The sequence below is a fragment of the Bradyrhizobium ottawaense genome, from assembly GCF_002278135.3.
Lineage (GTDB): Bacteria > Pseudomonadota > Alphaproteobacteria > Rhizobiales > Xanthobacteraceae > Bradyrhizobium > Bradyrhizobium ottawaense.
In genome coordinates, this window is sequence record NZ_CP029425.2 from 606,600 (window position 1) to 622,460 (window position 15,861).

The 15,861-nt window shown below is 61.0% G+C and carries 13 protein-coding genes and 1 pseudogene; 8 read left to right on the plus strand and 6 right to left on the minus strand.

Going from position 1 to position 15,861, the window contains the following annotated elements; genetic code table 11:
* Positions 1–80: 80 nt before the first annotated feature.
* Positions 81–254, minus strand: a complete 174-nt coding sequence (locus CIT37_RS02820) for a DUF3606 domain-containing protein (RefSeq protein ID WP_095425415.1) — start codon at positions 252–254, stop codon at positions 81–83.
* A gap of 185 nt (positions 255–439) precedes the next feature.
* Positions 440–1,573 carry a non-homologous end-joining DNA ligase gene (gene ligD, locus CIT37_RS02825; RefSeq protein ID WP_244611356.1) on the minus strand — a complete coding sequence of 378 codons (1,134 nt, stop codon included), beginning with the start codon at positions 1,571–1,573 and terminating at the stop codon, positions 440–442.
* A 35-nt stretch (positions 1,574–1,608) separates the two neighbouring features.
* Here ligD (CIT37_RS02825) and CIT37_RS02830 point away from each other — a divergent pair, with 35 nt between their 5' ends.
* Genes CIT37_RS02830 through ligD (CIT37_RS02845) form a run of 4 tightly spaced genes read left to right on the plus strand, consistent with a single transcriptional unit; the run spans position 1,609 to position 5,086 of the window.
* Positions 1,609–1,884, plus strand: a complete 276-nt coding sequence (locus CIT37_RS02830; protein ID WP_095425371.1) for a hypothetical protein — start codon at positions 1,609–1,611, stop codon at positions 1,882–1,884.
* Complete coding sequence (locus CIT37_RS02835; protein WP_095425372.1) at positions 1,885–3,564, plus strand: DNA polymerase/3'-5' exonuclease PolX; 1,680 nt, start codon at positions 1,885–1,887, stop codon at positions 3,562–3,564.
* A complete protein-coding gene (locus CIT37_RS02840) occupies positions 3,564–4,127 on the plus strand; it encodes an MOSC domain-containing protein (protein WP_095425373.1) in 564 nt (187 codons plus the stop codon). Before CIT37_RS02835 ends, CIT37_RS02840 begins: the two co-directional genes overlap by 1 nt.
* A gap of 11 nt (positions 4,128–4,138) precedes the next feature.
* Positions 4,139–5,086 (plus strand): non-homologous end-joining DNA ligase, encoded by a 948-nt coding sequence (ligD, locus tag CIT37_RS02845; protein WP_095425374.1) that lies wholly within the window; start codon positions 4,139–4,141, stop codon positions 5,084–5,086.
* 30 nt (positions 5,087–5,116) lie between these two features.
* Here ligD (CIT37_RS02845) and rnhB read toward each other — a convergent pair whose 3' ends face one another.
* Positions 5,117–5,935 (minus strand): ribonuclease HII, encoded by an 819-nt coding sequence (rnhB, locus tag CIT37_RS02850; RefSeq protein WP_095425375.1) that lies wholly within the window; start codon positions 5,933–5,935, stop codon positions 5,117–5,119.
* 231 nt (positions 5,936–6,166) lie between these two features.
* On the opposite strand from rnhB, the gene CIT37_RS02855 reads away from it, so the two are divergent.
* A complete protein-coding gene (locus tag CIT37_RS02855) occupies positions 6,167–7,270 on the plus strand; it encodes a DNA topoisomerase IB (RefSeq protein WP_095425417.1) in 1,104 nt (367 codons plus the stop codon).
* Between the two features lie 368 nt (positions 7,271–7,638).
* Here CIT37_RS02855 and CIT37_RS02860 read toward each other — a convergent pair whose 3' ends face one another.
* A complete protein-coding gene (locus tag CIT37_RS02860) occupies positions 7,639–8,055 on the minus strand; it encodes a hypothetical protein (protein WP_095425418.1) in 417 nt (138 codons plus the stop codon).
* A 14-nt stretch (positions 8,056–8,069) separates the two neighbouring features.
* Positions 8,070–8,270, minus strand: a complete 201-nt coding sequence (locus CIT37_RS02865; protein WP_095425376.1) for a hypothetical protein — start codon at positions 8,268–8,270, stop codon at positions 8,070–8,072.
* Between the two features lie 983 nt (positions 8,271–9,253).
* On the opposite strand from CIT37_RS02865, the gene CIT37_RS02870 reads away from it, so the two are divergent.
* Complete coding sequence (locus CIT37_RS02870; protein ID WP_095425377.1) at positions 9,254–11,398, plus strand: hybrid sensor histidine kinase/response regulator family protein; 2,145 nt, start codon at positions 9,254–9,256, stop codon at positions 11,396–11,398.
* A 516-nt stretch (positions 11,399–11,914) separates the two neighbouring features.
* On the opposite strand, the gene fdhD is transcribed toward CIT37_RS02870, so the two are convergent.
* Positions 11,915–12,760 carry a formate dehydrogenase accessory sulfurtransferase FdhD gene (gene fdhD / locus CIT37_RS02875; RefSeq protein WP_095425378.1) on the minus strand — a complete coding sequence of 282 codons (846 nt, stop codon included), beginning with the start codon at positions 12,758–12,760 and terminating at the stop codon, positions 11,915–11,917.
* Between the two features lie 130 nt (positions 12,761–12,890).
* Between fdhD and CIT37_RS02880 the strand changes: the two genes are divergently transcribed.
* Entirely contained in the window at positions 12,891–15,212 is a 2,322-nt protein-coding gene (locus CIT37_RS02880; protein ID WP_095425379.1) for an FdhF/YdeP family oxidoreductase, read from the plus strand.
* Positions 15,213–15,253: 41 nt separating this feature from the next.
* Positions 15,254–15,861, plus strand: a pseudogene (locus CIT37_RS02885) (cysteine hydrolase family protein).

The following is a 15,861-nucleotide window of genomic DNA, read 5'->3' on the forward strand; positions in this document are numbered from 1 at the left end:
AGCGGATCGGGCATTAGGATGGATCATGGCAAAACGTAGGCCTTGCTCCAAAGACCGCAAGCAACACCGCGCCCCCTCGGTTAAGCTAATTCTTTGCGAACCGCGGCGGCCGAATTACCGACCTTGTCGACGGCCTTCTGCAACTCGTCCTTCGAGACGCCAAGCTGTTTAGTCCAATACTTGACCTCGAAGTCTTCGTTCATGTTGATCTTACTACGGTCGCGCTGGTCCCGCTTCGTAAGATTGTCGCTCATGTTCCTGTTCCATCGCTTGTAAAAGCCGTTCATCGTCGAGAACGGCTAGCAGATCGTTGATCGTCTTCTCGCAGTCCCTCGGGCCAGGCTCGACATACCGGGCCAGAATGGCTTGTGCTTCTTTCATCGCCTCGGTTACGAGATCCGGCATGCCGGTACTCCAAACATTCGCTGAGAAAACGCCGTCAGGAACGCCGCGTTCCCCTGCTCAACCCTTTGAACGAACTGGCCCGCAGCAGACCTTCGGAGGTGATGTCGCGGTAATCGATGTCGGCATAGAACTTAGGTTCGACCCACGTGGCCTTAGGCTTCCTGATGGTCTTGGTTAGCGTCTGTTTCGGACTTACCACGGTGTCGAGCGCCTTGCGGATTTGCGCCGAGGCGGTTCGGCTCCAGCCGGTCCCGACCTTTCCCATGTAGACCAGATCCTTGCCCTCCTTCTTGCCCAGATAGAGCGCGGCCACGCCGGATGGGTCCTTGATGAAGCCAACCACGGGAAACTTGCCCTTCTGAACGACCTTGATCTTCTGCCAAGCCTCCACCCGATCCGATCGGTATGGAGCATCCACGCGCTTGGAGACGATGCCTTCGTAATTCAGCTTGCTGGCTGCGGCGAACAGTGGCTGGCCGTCCCCTTCGTGGTGCTCGCTATAAATGACGGGATCCTCGACGTCGTGCTCCTCGATCAGATCCTTGAGCAACCTCTTCCGCTCGATTTGCGGCTCTTTCCGTAGATCTCTGCCGTCTAGCCATAGGAGATCGAAAGCGAAGTAGACTAGTCGATCCTGATCGCCTCTGCCGAGGTCTGCCTGCAGCTCTGAGAAGTTTGTGCGCCCATCATGGATGACGACTACCTCGCCGTCGACGATGGCCTGTCCTTCGATACCGAAGGCAGCAGCGATCCTCGAAAACTTGCTGATCCAATTGTGGCCGTTGCGGGTGTAGGCCCGGCGATCGTCGCAGTCGATCCGGAGCTGAATGCGGTACCCGTCGTATTTGACTTCGTGAATCCATGGAGATCCCGAAGGTGCCTTCATCTTCAGGGTCGCCAACTGGGGTTCGATGAACCCCGGCATGGTGGGGACCTCGGTCTTTTCGGCCCGAGGCGCCTTTGTACTCTTTGCCACGCTACTCAACTCACAAAAACCCGCCGCCGGGTTGGGGCCGACGGCGGGCAGTCTACCTGCCTCAATCAACGAGTCTCGCAACTTCGAAAGCGGCGAGGAGTTCCAGCGACTGCACTGTTCGCAAGGTGTCGGGTTTTGCGCCTCAGGCCCCGACGGGCGCCGATGGGCGATCCAGTCCTTCTCAGAGCGCATCGAACTCTCGGCTAGAGCCGGCGTTTACTGACATCATGTCAGACGCATTCGACTATTTCCGCGCCTACGCCGTCCGAGCTCTCTGCAAAGCGAGAGCCCTGCCGCGGGGCAAGATGAAGCATCTGCAACTGGTGGCCGGCCGGATCTACAATCTCCTCAAGAAGGAGGCTGCCTACGGCCCGAATGTCCAGCACCTCGAGGACTTTCGCGCAGCCCAGAAGCTCGAGGCCTCTCTCGATCGGTCAAGTGTTCGCTCCGGCGGTTGCCTTGATCCGGCGGCGCCGCAAAGCTCGGACCGGGAGGCTGGCTGAATGCCCTCGCTTGACGCGCGCGGTGTGGCAAGTCTTCTGCGAGAGTACGCGCAGCGCTCCGCTTTGAAAGGCGGCAATCCCTACCGGGCGAAAGCCTTCTCGCGGGCCGCCGACAACCTGGCCGCCCTAGCCGTTTCTCTGAACGTGCTTGTCGCCGAAGATCGACTTACTGAGATCCCGGGCGTCGGCGACGCTATTGCCGACATCATCGCCAAGGTTCACAAGACGGGCAGTCATCCTAGTCTCGAAAAGCTGCGGAAGGAGTTTCCCGCGGGAGTGCTCGAGATGCTCGCCGTGCCCGGTCTTCGTCCGGAGAAGGTGCTGCGCCTGTACAAGGATCTCGGCATCGCCTCGCTCTCGGAGCTGGAGGCCGCCGCCAAAGATGATCGCATCAAGAAGGCGAAAGGCCTCGGCGCCGCGCTGCAGACCAAGATCCTGCAGAACCTGGCGATCGCCAAAAGCGGAGAAGGCCGCCTCCACCTGCACCGCGCCGCCGCGCTGCTCGCGCATGCTAAGGACTTTTTTCGCAAGTCCCGTCCCGAACTTAAGCGTGTGACGATCGCCGGCGAGTTCCGCCGCGGTTGCGAACTCGTGGGCGATCTCGCGATCGTTGCGGAGGCTGCCAAGTCGGACAAGTCATCGACGCAATCTGCCGACGGGCTACAAATCCGAGTGTCCGACCGCAAGCACTTCGGCGCTGCTCTCCTCTTCGCGACAGGCTCCGACACGCATATCGAACAACTCCGGGCTTTGGCGGCGAAGAAGGGAATGCGATTGGAGCCCGACGGCTTGCACAAGGGACGCGCCCTGATCGCCGGCGAGGAGGCTGAGATCTATCGCGCCCTCGGTCTGCCATTCATCGACCCTGAGCTCCGGGAAGGGCGTGGCGAGATCGAGGTGGCTCTGAAAGGTAAGCTCCCCAAGCTCGTCACCGACCAGGACCTGCGCGGCATCCTGCACTGCCACACCGATGCCTCGGACGGGACCGAGACGCTGGAGACCATGGCCAAGGCCACGCGCCAGCGGGGCTTTGAGTATTTCGGCGTGGCCGACCATTCCAAGTCTGCCCACTATGCCGGCGGTCTCTCCGTTGAGGAGATCGCGCAGCAGCACCGGGAAGCCGATCGATTGAACAAGCGCTTCGGCAAGGACTTCCGGATCCTCAAGGGTATCGAATCCGACATCTTGGCGGACGGGTCGCTCGACTATGACGACGACGTTCTAGAGCGCTTCGATTTCGTGGTCGCCAGCATCCATGGGCGCTTCAAGTTGGATCGCAAGGCGCAGACGCAGCGCCTGCTTCGGGCTATTTCCGACCCTCACACCACCGTCATCGGCCACATGACGGGTCGACAGCTCCAGCGGCGGCCGGGCTACGAAATCGACGTTGAGAAGGTGCTGCGGGCCTGCGCCAAGCATGACGTTGTCGTAGAGATCAACGCCCACCCATGGCGGCTCGACCTCGACTGGCGCTGGCACCAGGCGGCGCTGGAGTTCGGCTGCGTGCTGAGCATCAATCCGGACGCGCACTCGATCCCCGAACTCGACCACATGCACTGGGGCGTCCAGATGGCCCGCAAGGGCGGCGTCCCTGCCGACCGGGTCCTGAATGCAATGACGCTCCCTGAAATCACGCGGTACCTGCGTCAGAAGCGGCGCTCGCTCGCCCGCGCCGCCTGATGTTGCAGGGGCACGATCTGGGGCTCGAGGGCAGAGTCGTCGCAGTCGCCGCCGATCGCAGGCATCACTTCAGCAAACCAACTCAGGAGCGCATCATCCTGGTGGAAGGCCACGGCGTCGAAGGCGACGCTCACGCCGGCCCGTTCGTCCGGCACCGCTATTTGGCACGCCGCCGGCCCCGCTTGCCCAATCTCCGGCAGGTTCACCTGATCCCATCCGAACTGTTCCCGCCTCTCCTCGAAGCTGGCTTCGAGGTCGGCGCCGGCGACCTCGGCGAAAACGTCACCACCTCCGGATTGGACCTCGAACGGCTGCCGCTCGGGAGCCTGATCGAGCTTGGGCCGTCCGCGGTCGTCGAGCTGACCGGCCTCCGGACGCCCTGTGTCCTGATCGACCGCTTTCGGGTGGGCCTGAAGCGGCAGGTGCTCTCGTCAGCGGAAACGGGCCCTTTGTTCAAGTCCGGGGTGCTGGGCGTGGTACGGGCCGGGGGACCGCTCATGGCCGGCGACAGCGCGCGGGTTCGCGTCCCGTCTCCCCCATTTCGGCCTTTGCCGGCCCTATAGAGAGCCCTGCCATGGCCCGAAAGTCGACCTTGCCTCTTCGCCTGCAGCCCATGTTGGCCACGCTGACGGATGCGCCGTTCGACGATCCCGATTGGGTCTTCGAGGACAAGTTCGATGGTTTCCGCATGGTCGCGGAGATCCGGCGAGGTCGGGTTGCGCTCTACAGCCGTAATGGGAAAATCATCAGCCATTCCTACGTCGAGGTCGCGAAAGCGCTAGAGGGCGCGAAGTCCGACGCCGTGATCGATGGCGAGCTCATCGCAATCGGCAAGGACGGCGCATCCCATTTCCAGTTGCTCCAGAACGCCCTGCGCCATGAGGCCAAGCTCTTGTACTGCGTGTTCGACCTCATGTTCGCGGACGGCAAGGACCTGCGAGCGCTGCCGCTCCTGGAGCGCAAGAAGCGGCTCAAGGCCATCCTGCCGCGCCACAAGCTGATCGCGTTTAGCAACCACCGCAAAGGCAATGGAACGAAGTTCTTCGCAGAAGCCGAGCGAAAGCATCTCGAAGGCGTCATGGCCAAGCGCGCCGACAGCCCGTATGCCTCCGGACGCCGGACCGCCGACTGGCTGAAGGTGAAGACTGCGCAGCGGCAGGAGGTCGTTATCGCCGGCTTCACGGCGCCGAGGCGAACTCGGCCGTTCTTCGGCGCCCTCGTGCTGGCCGTACGCGAGGACGACGGGTGGCGGTACATCGGCCACGTCGGCACTGGTTTCAGCCACCAGGTTCTGGAAGAGCTTCACGGCAAGCTCGTGAAGCTCAAGACGGCCAAGTCGCCCTTTGCCGCCAAGGTGAAGGACGAGCAGGTCACGACCTGGGTGCGTCCTTCGTTGGTTGCGGAAGTGAAGTTCGCCGAGTGGACCAGCAAGGGCGAGCTGCGCCAGCCGGTCTATCTCGGCCTGCGGTCCGACAAAAAGGCCAAGGACGTCATTCGCGAAAGGAGTTGGTCGCGAAACTAAGGCAGCTGAGGCGGAGGAAGGGACCTGGGTTCAGCCTCGCTCGGATGCCGAAGGCCACGGCGGCAGGGGCGGCAAGCCGAGAGCCTTGCGTACAGGTCCGAACGACCTCCGGTGAGCTGCACATGCACCAAGCCTGGCAAGCGCATCATAATGAGCCGGCACCGGGTAACCCTTGTGATCCGCGAAACCGTAACCGGGATGGCGCTCGTCGAGCGTCCGCATGGCCATGTCGCGCTCGACTTTCGCGAGGATGGAGGCGGCCGCGATGCTGGCGGACTTGGCGTCGCCCTTGATGATGGCCTCCTGAGGGATATCGATCTCCTTCAACCGCTTCGCGTCGATCAGCAAGTGCTGGGGCGTCAACGCGAGTCCCCGGACCGCCCGCTGCATGGCTTGGATGCCCGCCCAATAAATGTTGATCGTGTCGATCTCCTCGACCTCCACGAACGCCACACACCAACTCTCTGCCTTTGCCTTGATCTCCTTCGCGAGCTCCTCGCGGGCCGCAGCGTCGAGTTTCTTCGAGTCGTCGATCCCGACTATCCGGGTACCCGGCTTAAGGATCACAGCGCCTGCGGAGACCGGACCGGCGAGAGGGCTCATTCCGGCCTCGTCCACGCCTGCCACGGCATGAACGCCGCTCTCCCATAGAGAGGTTTCAAAATTAAACATCTTGCGGAGGCGCTGCCCTTCGGACCTGTTTTCGAAGCGGCGCTTATCGATCGAAGCCAGGATGGCGCGGGCTCCCGCGCGGCTGTCGGCCCGCAAGATCTGCTCGACGCTGGCCTCGAGCGGTCTTTTCTCGACGACATAGCGCTGACGCAGCACATCGAGTGAATACTGGGACATGGAAGCTTTCGTGGAGACTGACTGTGTGGGAGCGTGTCGGTAAACTTTGTGGCGATTGTCTGAAGCTGTGCTACGCCGCCCGACCGCTCGCAGCGCCTTTCGAAAGGAACCGGCCCGGCCTTCACCTGAGATGGATCGCATCCACCGATCTCAGAACGGAACTAACCGGTGTTCTCATCCCTTTACGAGGAGTGGAGCCTCGATCCCAGGGTGCTTCCGAGGGACAGGCCCATGCTCCGAGAGACCGGCAACGAAGAACAGGTTTTGGACCGCACTGCCGAAGTCGCGGCTGCCATCGCGGAAGAAGGCCTTCGCTACGTCAGCGATTCCTCCCCCGGTTACACGCGCAAGCGGACGGGGACAACGTTTAGCTACTACGACAAGGATGGTAAGCGAATTACCGACGCTGCCGTCATCCGCCGCATCAAGTCTATCGGTATCCCGCCGGCATACGAGTCCGTGTGGATTTGCCCCTCCGCCAACGGTCACATCCAGGCGACCGGGCTCGATGCGCGAGGCCGCAAACAGTATCGCTATCACCCCAAGTGGCGGGAACTTCGTGACCAGAACAAGTACGAGCACATGATCCAGTTCGCGGCTGCGCTGCCGGCGCTCCGCGCCAGGGTCGAAGCCGACATGAAGCTGGACGGACTACCTCGCGAGAAGGTGCTGGCCACGATCGTCAGTCTGCTGGAGAAGACGTTGATCCGGGTCGGCAACGCCGAATATGCGGAGAAGAACAAGTCCTACGGGCTCACCACGATGCGACGCAAGCACGTTTCCGTCGGCCGCGGTGTCCTTCGGTTCGACTTCACGGGTAAGTCGGGCAAGCAGTGGAAGCTTCGCGTCGAGGACAAACGGATAGCCGCGATCGTGAAGCGATGCGCTGAGATCCCGGGACACGAGCTCTTCAAGTACCTCGACGATGACGGACAGCCGCGCACCGTCGATTCCGGCGACGTCAACGCCTACATCAAGGACATCACGGGAGAGGACTTCAGCGCCAAGGATTTCCGGACTTGGGCGGGGACGGTTCTCGCGGCGTTCGCCCTTGCCGAATTCAAGAAGTACGATAGCCAAGCCGAGGCCAAGCGCAACGTGGTCGCCGCGATTGAGAACGTCTCGAAACAGCTCGGCAACACGCCGGCCGTCTGCCGGAAGTGCTATGTGCACCCGGAAGTCTTGGACGCCTACATGTCAGGTGATCTCGTGAAGATGATCGAAGCCAAGATCGCGCAGAAGTTCAAGCGCCAGTACGCCAAGCTTACGTCCGACGAGATTATGGTGCTGGCGTTTCTCCGCAAACGTCTAGATGCTCTAAAGGCCGCCGCCTAGTCCCGTGACCAGTTTTTTGGACGACCGCGCCCACCGCCATGGTGCCGAGTTGGCCTAAATAGGCACCGTGCTCTCGTCGCGGAAATGGGCCCCCCGTTCAGGTTGGGGTACTGGTGTCAGTCGGGCGCGAAGGGTCGCGGCTGGCCACGCTCGGTTAGGCTCCTGTCCACATTTAGCCCCTTGCCGGCTCCGTCGAATGCCCCGTGCATAAATCGGCGGCCCGATAGCCGAATCGAATTGTGTTCGGTAGCTCGGAGTGGCATGGCCGCAAACAAGGTAACGGCGGTACGCTTGGGACTGGGGAGGCAACCGACGGTCCGGAACTATCAAGCCGCCACCGCTGGCGGCTTTTTTTCGGTCGCCCTCCCTCAGGAGGCGTTCGCTCTTGCTCGTTCACGGGCCTCGCGCCGACGTTCGCGGCGCTGGCGCCGCCGCTTCGCACGGTCGGCGGGTTGCCGCAGCGGAGGAACTGGCGCCGGCGACGTCGTGGTCGTGTCCTCAACTAGAGGCACCTGCCCCGTTTCCAAAGCCGTTGGCCGCGCTTCCATCATTTCAAGCACCGCCCGCCCTTTGGCCGAGATCTTCCATCCTCCGCTTATGCGCTCGACCAGTCCTTGTGAAAAGATGTTGAGGTCCGGCACCTTGGCCGCGAGCCGCTGGGTCCGGTCCGCCCAGTCGCGGCCACTCGTCGCCAGGATAGCCATGTCACGTTTCAGGTCTTCCATCACGGCAAACCCGTCCGGGTATGCCGCCAAGATCTTCAAAACAGTGATCTGGAAGTTCACACCCGCACCTACGATCAGCGCCACATCGTCGGCGCGTACGAGAGGGCGTCGCGGCCGATCTGCCTAAGGCCCTCGGGCGAGACTTCGCCTCTAGACGCAGCTTCCAAAATTTTCGATGCGACGTGGGCACGGGCTCCAATCTCGCGGTGCGAGACCCTTTCACAGACTTCATCGAGAATCGCGCGCAACAGCGCGGTGGTTGCGGTGTCAAACATGAGTTGCCCCTTTAAGGGAAAGCCCTATTCTATCCTGGTTCCGCCCAACTTGGGAATTCAGACATTTTAAGTTTTGGAGTATGTGCAGTGCGGAATCTTGATCGACAGTTGCTGCCGACCGAAAGGGGCGAGCAACGGTTCCAGTGATCGCCGCGACTGCTGAAGTCTGTTGTGCGTCTCGAGACGAGAGGCGACACCTGCTCACCAGGGTCATATCGAGCAGGTTGAGACGGGGAGTCCTCAAGCACGCGCGCGAGCGAATCCGCATCAATTCAATGGCCGACGCCCGTGGCCGAGACCGGCGCTTTTCAGGACCGGAGGAGCGGATAGGCTAAGATTAGTATGGTTGGTGCCGACCGCTGTTGTTCATACCCTTGATGAGGTTCGCAAGTGACAATCCAGTCAGTGTAGCCGCGGTCTGCATTACCGAGGAGCTTGCGAGGCGGCCCGCAGGTCGAACCGATCCCTCGCGCGAGAGTTGCAGCGCCCGATCTGGCTCGGCAGATGGCGGGAGGGTCGGCATGCTTCCGGTATTGTCGATTCCGCACTGGAGTTTTGTGACGCCGTTGCTAGCGGTATCAGCATCTTCGAGTAGCCCGGTGAAGCCTCTTCGATGGCATCACCTTCGCGGCACGTTGGGGAAATTCACCGGGGCATCGACGGCGCGGAATTACAGTCAATGCGGTATCACTCTCGATGGGACCCGTTGCGCCGCCACCCGGGCGGCGGATGAATTGAACGTTGGGCTGGAGCGTCAGACCGGCTTGCACTTCTATTGGCAGACAGCGGTCAGGAGCTCTTCAGGTCGCAACGGTCATTGCTGGCCACAGATGAGCGGAATCCCAATCAAGGGCACGTGCACGGGAAGATCTCGGCCAAGCCACCTAGGGAGGAACTCAAAAACGCGCTGGCACAGGCATCAAAGGACCTCTAATTAGAAGGGCATGTTGAGACCTACTGCCGGCCGGGAGGCCCATTAACAAATGAAACAGCGGAAGGATGCAGCCCTCCGATGGCTGTGGTTTTCGCTGGCCGCCTCGATCATCGCCCCGGCGCTCGTGTTCGCCTATGCTGCATACTCTGCCTATCAAGATGCCTTCGAACTGGCAGACGAGCGAATCGAACGTAGTTTGGAGGTTTCAGCGGAACAGGCTCTTCGAGTGTTTCGCTCGATCAACGTAACGCTGGACAGTATCGACCAGATCACGCGCGGCAAGACGGACTCGACGATCAAGGATTCCGGGGCTGAGCTTAGTGAGCGCCTGAAGCAATTCGCGCATACATTTCCCGACATCAGTTCAATTTGGGTGCTAGACCACAACGGCGATGCAATACTGTCGTCTCTATTTTTTCCGGTGCCGGCTGCCTTCAACGCACCAGAGCGCGCTCACCTAAAAGCAGAGTTAGCTCAAAACGACGAAGCTTATATTGGACGTGTGGTCGGCATTTCTCTGACGGGTGCAATCCTGTTTCCAGTCAGCAAACGACGGCACGATAGCTCAGGTACTTTCAACGGCTACACGCTAATTTCTGTCCTCCCTTCTGCTTTCGAGAATCTTTATGCAACCTTGCGCGGCACGTCGAGCGCAAGCTTTGCCCTGATTAGAGACGATGGTGCAGTTCTCGCCCGTCACCCGATCGCGGCTCGTCCTGGCATCGTCTTGGATCCGTCGAGTGGCTTTGGTCAATTGATCAAAAGTAGCCCGGAGGGGGGAAGATATACGACGGTATCGAATGTGGACGGACTAGAACGCCGTTTTGCAGTTAGAAAGCTTGTAGGACTGCCTGTATATGTTTCTTCCAGCATGGAAACGTCGGAGATAAGAAGCGCGTGGCTCCGCCAACTAGGTGGGTATCTGGCCATCGGCGCACCCGCCCTCGCTCTGGTCTGCTTTTTCATTGTCCTAACCGCCCGCAGCACAGCGGCGTTTTATGCAGAGGCAGAACGTCGAGAAACTCTGGAGCAGGAAATGCGTCGCTCGCAGCGGATTGAGGCGGTCGGTCAGCTCACCGGCGGCATCGCGCATGACTTCAACAATCTGCTGACGATCATCATTGGCAATCTGCAGATGGCGAGCCGTAGGGTCACCGACGAAAAGCCAAGAGCGTTGCTCGAAAACGCTCAAAGGGGCGCCTTGAGGGCAGCCGAACTCACTAAGCGTCTTTTGGCGTTCTCTCGGAAGCAGGCTCTCGACCCAAAGCCGGTCGATCTGAACAGACTTGTTCGAAATGTAACGGACATGCTAGCTCGAACGCTGGGCGAGACAATCTCAATTGAAACAAACCTCGCGCCTGATCTGTGGGAGGCGCAGGCTGACGTAACGGAGCTTGAATCTGCGGTTCTGAACTTGGCGCTCAACGCCCGAGACGCGATGCCGAATGGAGGCACGCTCATACTGGAAACGGCAAACGCGTCTCTGGACACGCAGCTCTCCGCATCATCTGGTCAACTAAACTCCACCCAATATGTGTCCATTTCAGTCAAGGACACAGGAACAGGTATGGCGCCGGAAGTGGCAGACAAAGCTTTCGAGCCGTTTTTTACAACCAAACCGCCCGGGATGGGGACCGGCCTCGGGCTGAGCCAGGTCTATGGCTTCGTCAAGCAGAGCGATGGTGACGTTAGAATTAGCTCAGCGCCAGGTGCAGGCACGACAGTCACGATCTTTCTCCCGCGACGAACGGATGTCAGTGAACCAGCTCGTAAAGAGCAGTCAATCGGAGGCGTTCCTCGAGGGCATGGTGAACGTGTGCTGGTCACAGAGGACGATGAAGGGGTGCGGCAGTTTGTGGCAGGCACATTGGTCGAGCTAGGCTATGAAGTCATGCAGGCGCAAGATGGTGATGCAGCGCTTAACGTGCTTGCCACAAGCCAGGTGGACCTGCTCCTGACTGACGTCGTGATGCCGGGCATGAACGGACGCGATTTAGCTGCCGAAGCGCAGCGTCGGCGGCCTGGTCTGAAGGTGCTTTACATGACCGGTTACTCGCGCGACGCAATCGTTCATCAGGGTAGGCTCGATCGCGGCGTTTCTCTCATTCAAAAGCCGTTTACGCAGAGCGACCTTGCCGGGAGAGTGCGGAGCGTTCTCACGGCCGTTGAGACAAGAGAGGGAAGGTCGACCTAGGTCCGCTCACCTTCGGCGCATGGCGTACTGTTGGTCTACGAGCCAAGGGAGGCAGTGCTTCGCAAGCGCGTGAGTCTGGCTACGCAAGCCAGAGTGGGTCTTTGGCCTGCTTCTTCCATAACTTTCAATACGCGAATCACTGCCGCGATTCGATGTTCAACCGCGCCAATTGTTGCATTTCGTGAGGCGGTGGCTCATTGCCTTCTCCCCAGGTCCTGCGTCTTCCTTATCGCCGGTTGCAATGATCTGCAGGGCTCCATCCGCAAGCGGCCTCTAGAAACTTAGCTTTCTCCGAAGTCTTCGCCATGGGCCGTCCCTGGCTGAGCAGGCCAAGTCGCACACGGCCAACAGCCATCGTCCTCATGGCGATACATGACGACTCGTGAAGGAATGTTCTTAACAAGCACCGTGCGGTTTTGAGAGATCGTTCGCGAACTTCACCGCGCGGATCCTCCTGGACAAGTTGTCGACGAGTGTCCGGTCGGTCCTTAAGTGTTTTCTGCAGGGATACGCCGGCTAAATACGCCCAGGGGTGTGAGCGTAAATTCGCTCCGAGTGGCTGAAGATCTCGAACGCCTCTCCGCGCGCGATACCGACAACCGCGATGCCGGCTGCTTCCGCCGTCCGGATCGCAAGCGCGGTCGGCGCTGACATGCCGACGACGATTCCAGCGCCGATTGCTGCCGTCTTCTGCACCATCTCGACCGATATCCGGCTCGTGAGGATGATGGCGCCAGCGCACCCGGCTATTCCCTCGACGGCGATTGCGCCGGCGAGCTTGTCGAGCGCGTTGTGGCGACCAACGTCCTCGCGAACCACCATGGACTTGCTGCCCGGCTGAAAAAAACCTGCCGCATGGGTGGCGTGGGTCTCGTGATTGAGGATCTGTGACTCCGTAAGAGCGGCAATCGCCATGCGGATCTGTTCGGGCGAGAGGCACGCCGGGTGCTCGACGGGCCGAACGATCCGGCCGGCCTCGCGCAAACTGTCGATGCCGCACAGGCCGCAGCCGGTTGGCCCCACCAGCAGCCGCCGTCGCTCCTTGAGCCGCCGGCCGGCGTCCGGTCGGAGCCATAGCCGGAGTTCGATGCCGTCGGGACCCGGGACGACGGAGAGTTCCTCGATCTCGCCGATGTCCCCAATGATTCCCTCCGTGAGGCTGAAGCCCCGGGCCAGGTCGGCCAGATCGGCGGGGGTCGCCATCAGCACTGCGACGGTGGTCCCGTCATAGACGAGGGCGACGGGGCATTCCTCTGCCACGATGCGCGCATCCCGCGCACCGCTCGACGTGAGCCTGGGCATCGCGACCGAGGCGCGAGGTGTGGATGCGCTATCGCATACGTCGAGTTGAGAGCCATGCATGGATGCGTCCCAGGGCTGAGTTACGACGCGAGAGCCAAGGCAAGGTTCCGAACGCATAGGAACTCGCGATGGCATCTCGGGTTTTGGGTGCAGGGCGCTGGGTGTGTGGTCTGCGATTGAAGGATGCGTCATGCGGCAAAAGGCAAAGGTAGAGACTTATGATTCTCCCGCCGGTGGCTGGGGCTCTCTCAACGCCGTGGCTCACATCCTGACGCAGGAGGAGGTTGCGGTCCTCGGCAGCGAGATTCTGCTCAGGCAGAACAAGCCCGATGGATTCATGTGCGTGAGCTGTTCCTGGGCCAAGCCGGCCAAGCCGCGGCCGTTCGAGTTCTGCGAGAACGGCGCCAAGGCGACCGCCTGGGAAGTGACCAACAAGACCGTGACGCCGGATTTCTTTGCGCAACATACGCTGGGTGAGCTGCGAACCTGGTCGGATCATCAATTGGAGGAGCGGGGACGCCTGACCACGCCGATGCGTTATGACAGCGCCAGCGACAAATACCTGCCGGTCGCCTGGGACGACGCTTTCCGGGACATCGGCGCTGAGCTGAACCGGCTCGATCCCCGTTCGGTCGTTATGTACACGTCCGGCCGCGCGTCGCTCGAAACCAGCTATATGTACCAATTGTTCGGTCGCATGTACGGGACCAACAATTTTCCCGACAGCTCCAACATGTGTCACGAGAGCACTTCGGTCGCATTGCCGGAGGTAATCGGAGTTCCAGTCGGCACGGTTCTGCTGGATGATTTCGAGGCCACCGATTGCATCTTCTTCTTCGGGCACAACACCACCACGAATGCGCCGCGCATGTTGCATCCTTTGCAGGAGGCGGCGCAGCGCGGCGTGCCGATCGTGACCTTCAATCCACTGCGCGAGCGTGGCCTGGAGCGCTTCGTCAATCCGCAAAATCCAGTGCAGATGATCGCCGGCGGCACGCGCATCAGCTCGCAATATTATCAGGTGCGGGTCGGCGGCGATGCCGCCGCCATCACCGGCATTTGCAAATGGGTGATCGAGGCGGACGACCTCGCCCGTGACAATGGGGATGCGCGGGTCGTCGATGTCGCATTCATTCAGGAGCACACTGCGGGCTTCGAGGAATTCGCTGCCTTCTGCCGGGCACAGGAGTGGGATGAGATCGAGCGGGCGTCGGGCCTCACCCGGATGGCCCTGCGCGAGGCCGCCAATACCTACATGGCTGCCAACGCTGTGATCGCCAATTACGGCATGGGAATCACCCAGCACAAGCACGGCGTCGAGACGGCGAAGATGATCATCAATTTGCTGCTGCTCCGCGGCAATATCGGCAAGCCCGGCGCGGGGGTTTCGCCGATCCGCGGTCATTCTAACGTCCAGGGCCAGCGCACGGTCGGCATCTCCGAGAAGACCAAGCTGGTGCCGCTCGACAAGCTCGCCGAGCTCTATGATTTCGAGCCGCCGCGGTGGGATGGGGTGTCCACCGTCGATGCCTGCGAGGGCATCCTGAAAGGCAGCATTCGCGGTTTCGTCGGTCTCGGTGGCAATTTTTTGCGCGCCGTTCCGGAGCGGTCGTTGATGGAGCCCGCATGGTCCGGCCTGCGCCTGTCCGTGCAAATCGCGACCAAGCTCAACCGCACCCACCTCGTGCCGGGCGAGGTGACCTATCTGCTGCCATGCCTTGGCCGGATCGAGATCGACCGGCAGGATAGCGGCGAGCAAGCCGTGTCGATGGAGGATTCGACGGCCTGCATCCACGGCTCGCGGGGTCAACGCAAGCCCGTGGCCGAACACCTGCTGTCCGAGCCGGCGATCGTCGCCGCGCTCGCGAAGGCGACCTTGAATTCAAATCCGAAGGTCAATTGGGACGCATGGCGCGGCGATTATTCGAAAGTTCGGGACGCGATCGAGCGTACCTATCCCGACCAGTTCAAGGACTTCAACAAGCGCATGTTCGAGCCCGGCGGTTTTCCGCGGCCGCTTGCGGCCCGCGAGCGCAAGTGGAAGACGCCGAACGGCAAGGCGAACTTCACCGTTCCAAAGTCGGCCTTTGCGCCACCCCTCGAAAGCGATGGAATCTACGAGCTGATGACGATGCGCGCCGATGGACAGTTCAATACGACCATCTACAGCGAAGACGACCGCTTCCGCGGCATCACCGGCGGTCGCTACGTCGTCTTCATGAACCCTGCCGACATGGAGGATGAGGGGTTGAAAACGGGAGACACCGTCACGCTTTTCACGGAGGCGGGAGATGGCGTCGAGCGCAGCTTGAGCGAACTTCAGGTGGTCCCCTACGGCATCCCGCGCAGGAGCATTGCGGGATATTATCCGGAATGCAACGTGCTGATCCCGCTTTGGCACTACGCGGAGGGAAGCAAGGTTCCCGCGGCCAAATCCGTTCCGGTGCGCCTCTACAAGGACACTCCTGTCGAATTGGTCGAGGCCGCAGAGGCCCTGACCTCGGCGTCGTGACGCGCCATGGGTGACGACAGCAAGATCAGGGCTGGAGGACGATGAGAGACAGCGCCTCGGAAATTGCGGAGATCAGGGACGCGGTTCATCTGTGCATCGACATGCAGAACATTTTTGCTCCCGGCGGCCTGTGGGCGACGCCCTGGATGGAGCGTGTCCTGCCGACGATCGTCTCGATCGTTGCGCGATGCGAAGCGAGAACGGTCTTCACGCGCTTCGTCACGCCGGAGAACTCCCAGGATCGACCCGGACAATGGCAGAGCTATTTCCGCCGCTGGTATCAGGCAACCCGCAGGCATCTTCCGTCGTCCGCTCTCGAACTCGTACCGTCTCTGAACAGATTTGTGCCGCCGGCTGCCGTCATCGACAAGCTGGCCTATTCGGCATTCAGCAATCCCGGCCTTGCGCGCCTGCTGGTCGAGAAGAACGTCGGCACGATCGTGGTTTCAGGCGCCGAGACAGACGTCTGCATTCTGTCGACGGTGATGAGCGCGGTCGACCTCGCTTCAGGATTGTCATCGTCGAGGACGCGTTGTGCAGTTCGTCCGACATCGGTCATGACGCGCTCATGACGATGTACCGCACCCGCTTTCATGGTCAGGTAGATCTGGTGACAGCGGAAGAGCTCACGGAGTTTTGGCGGGAGTAG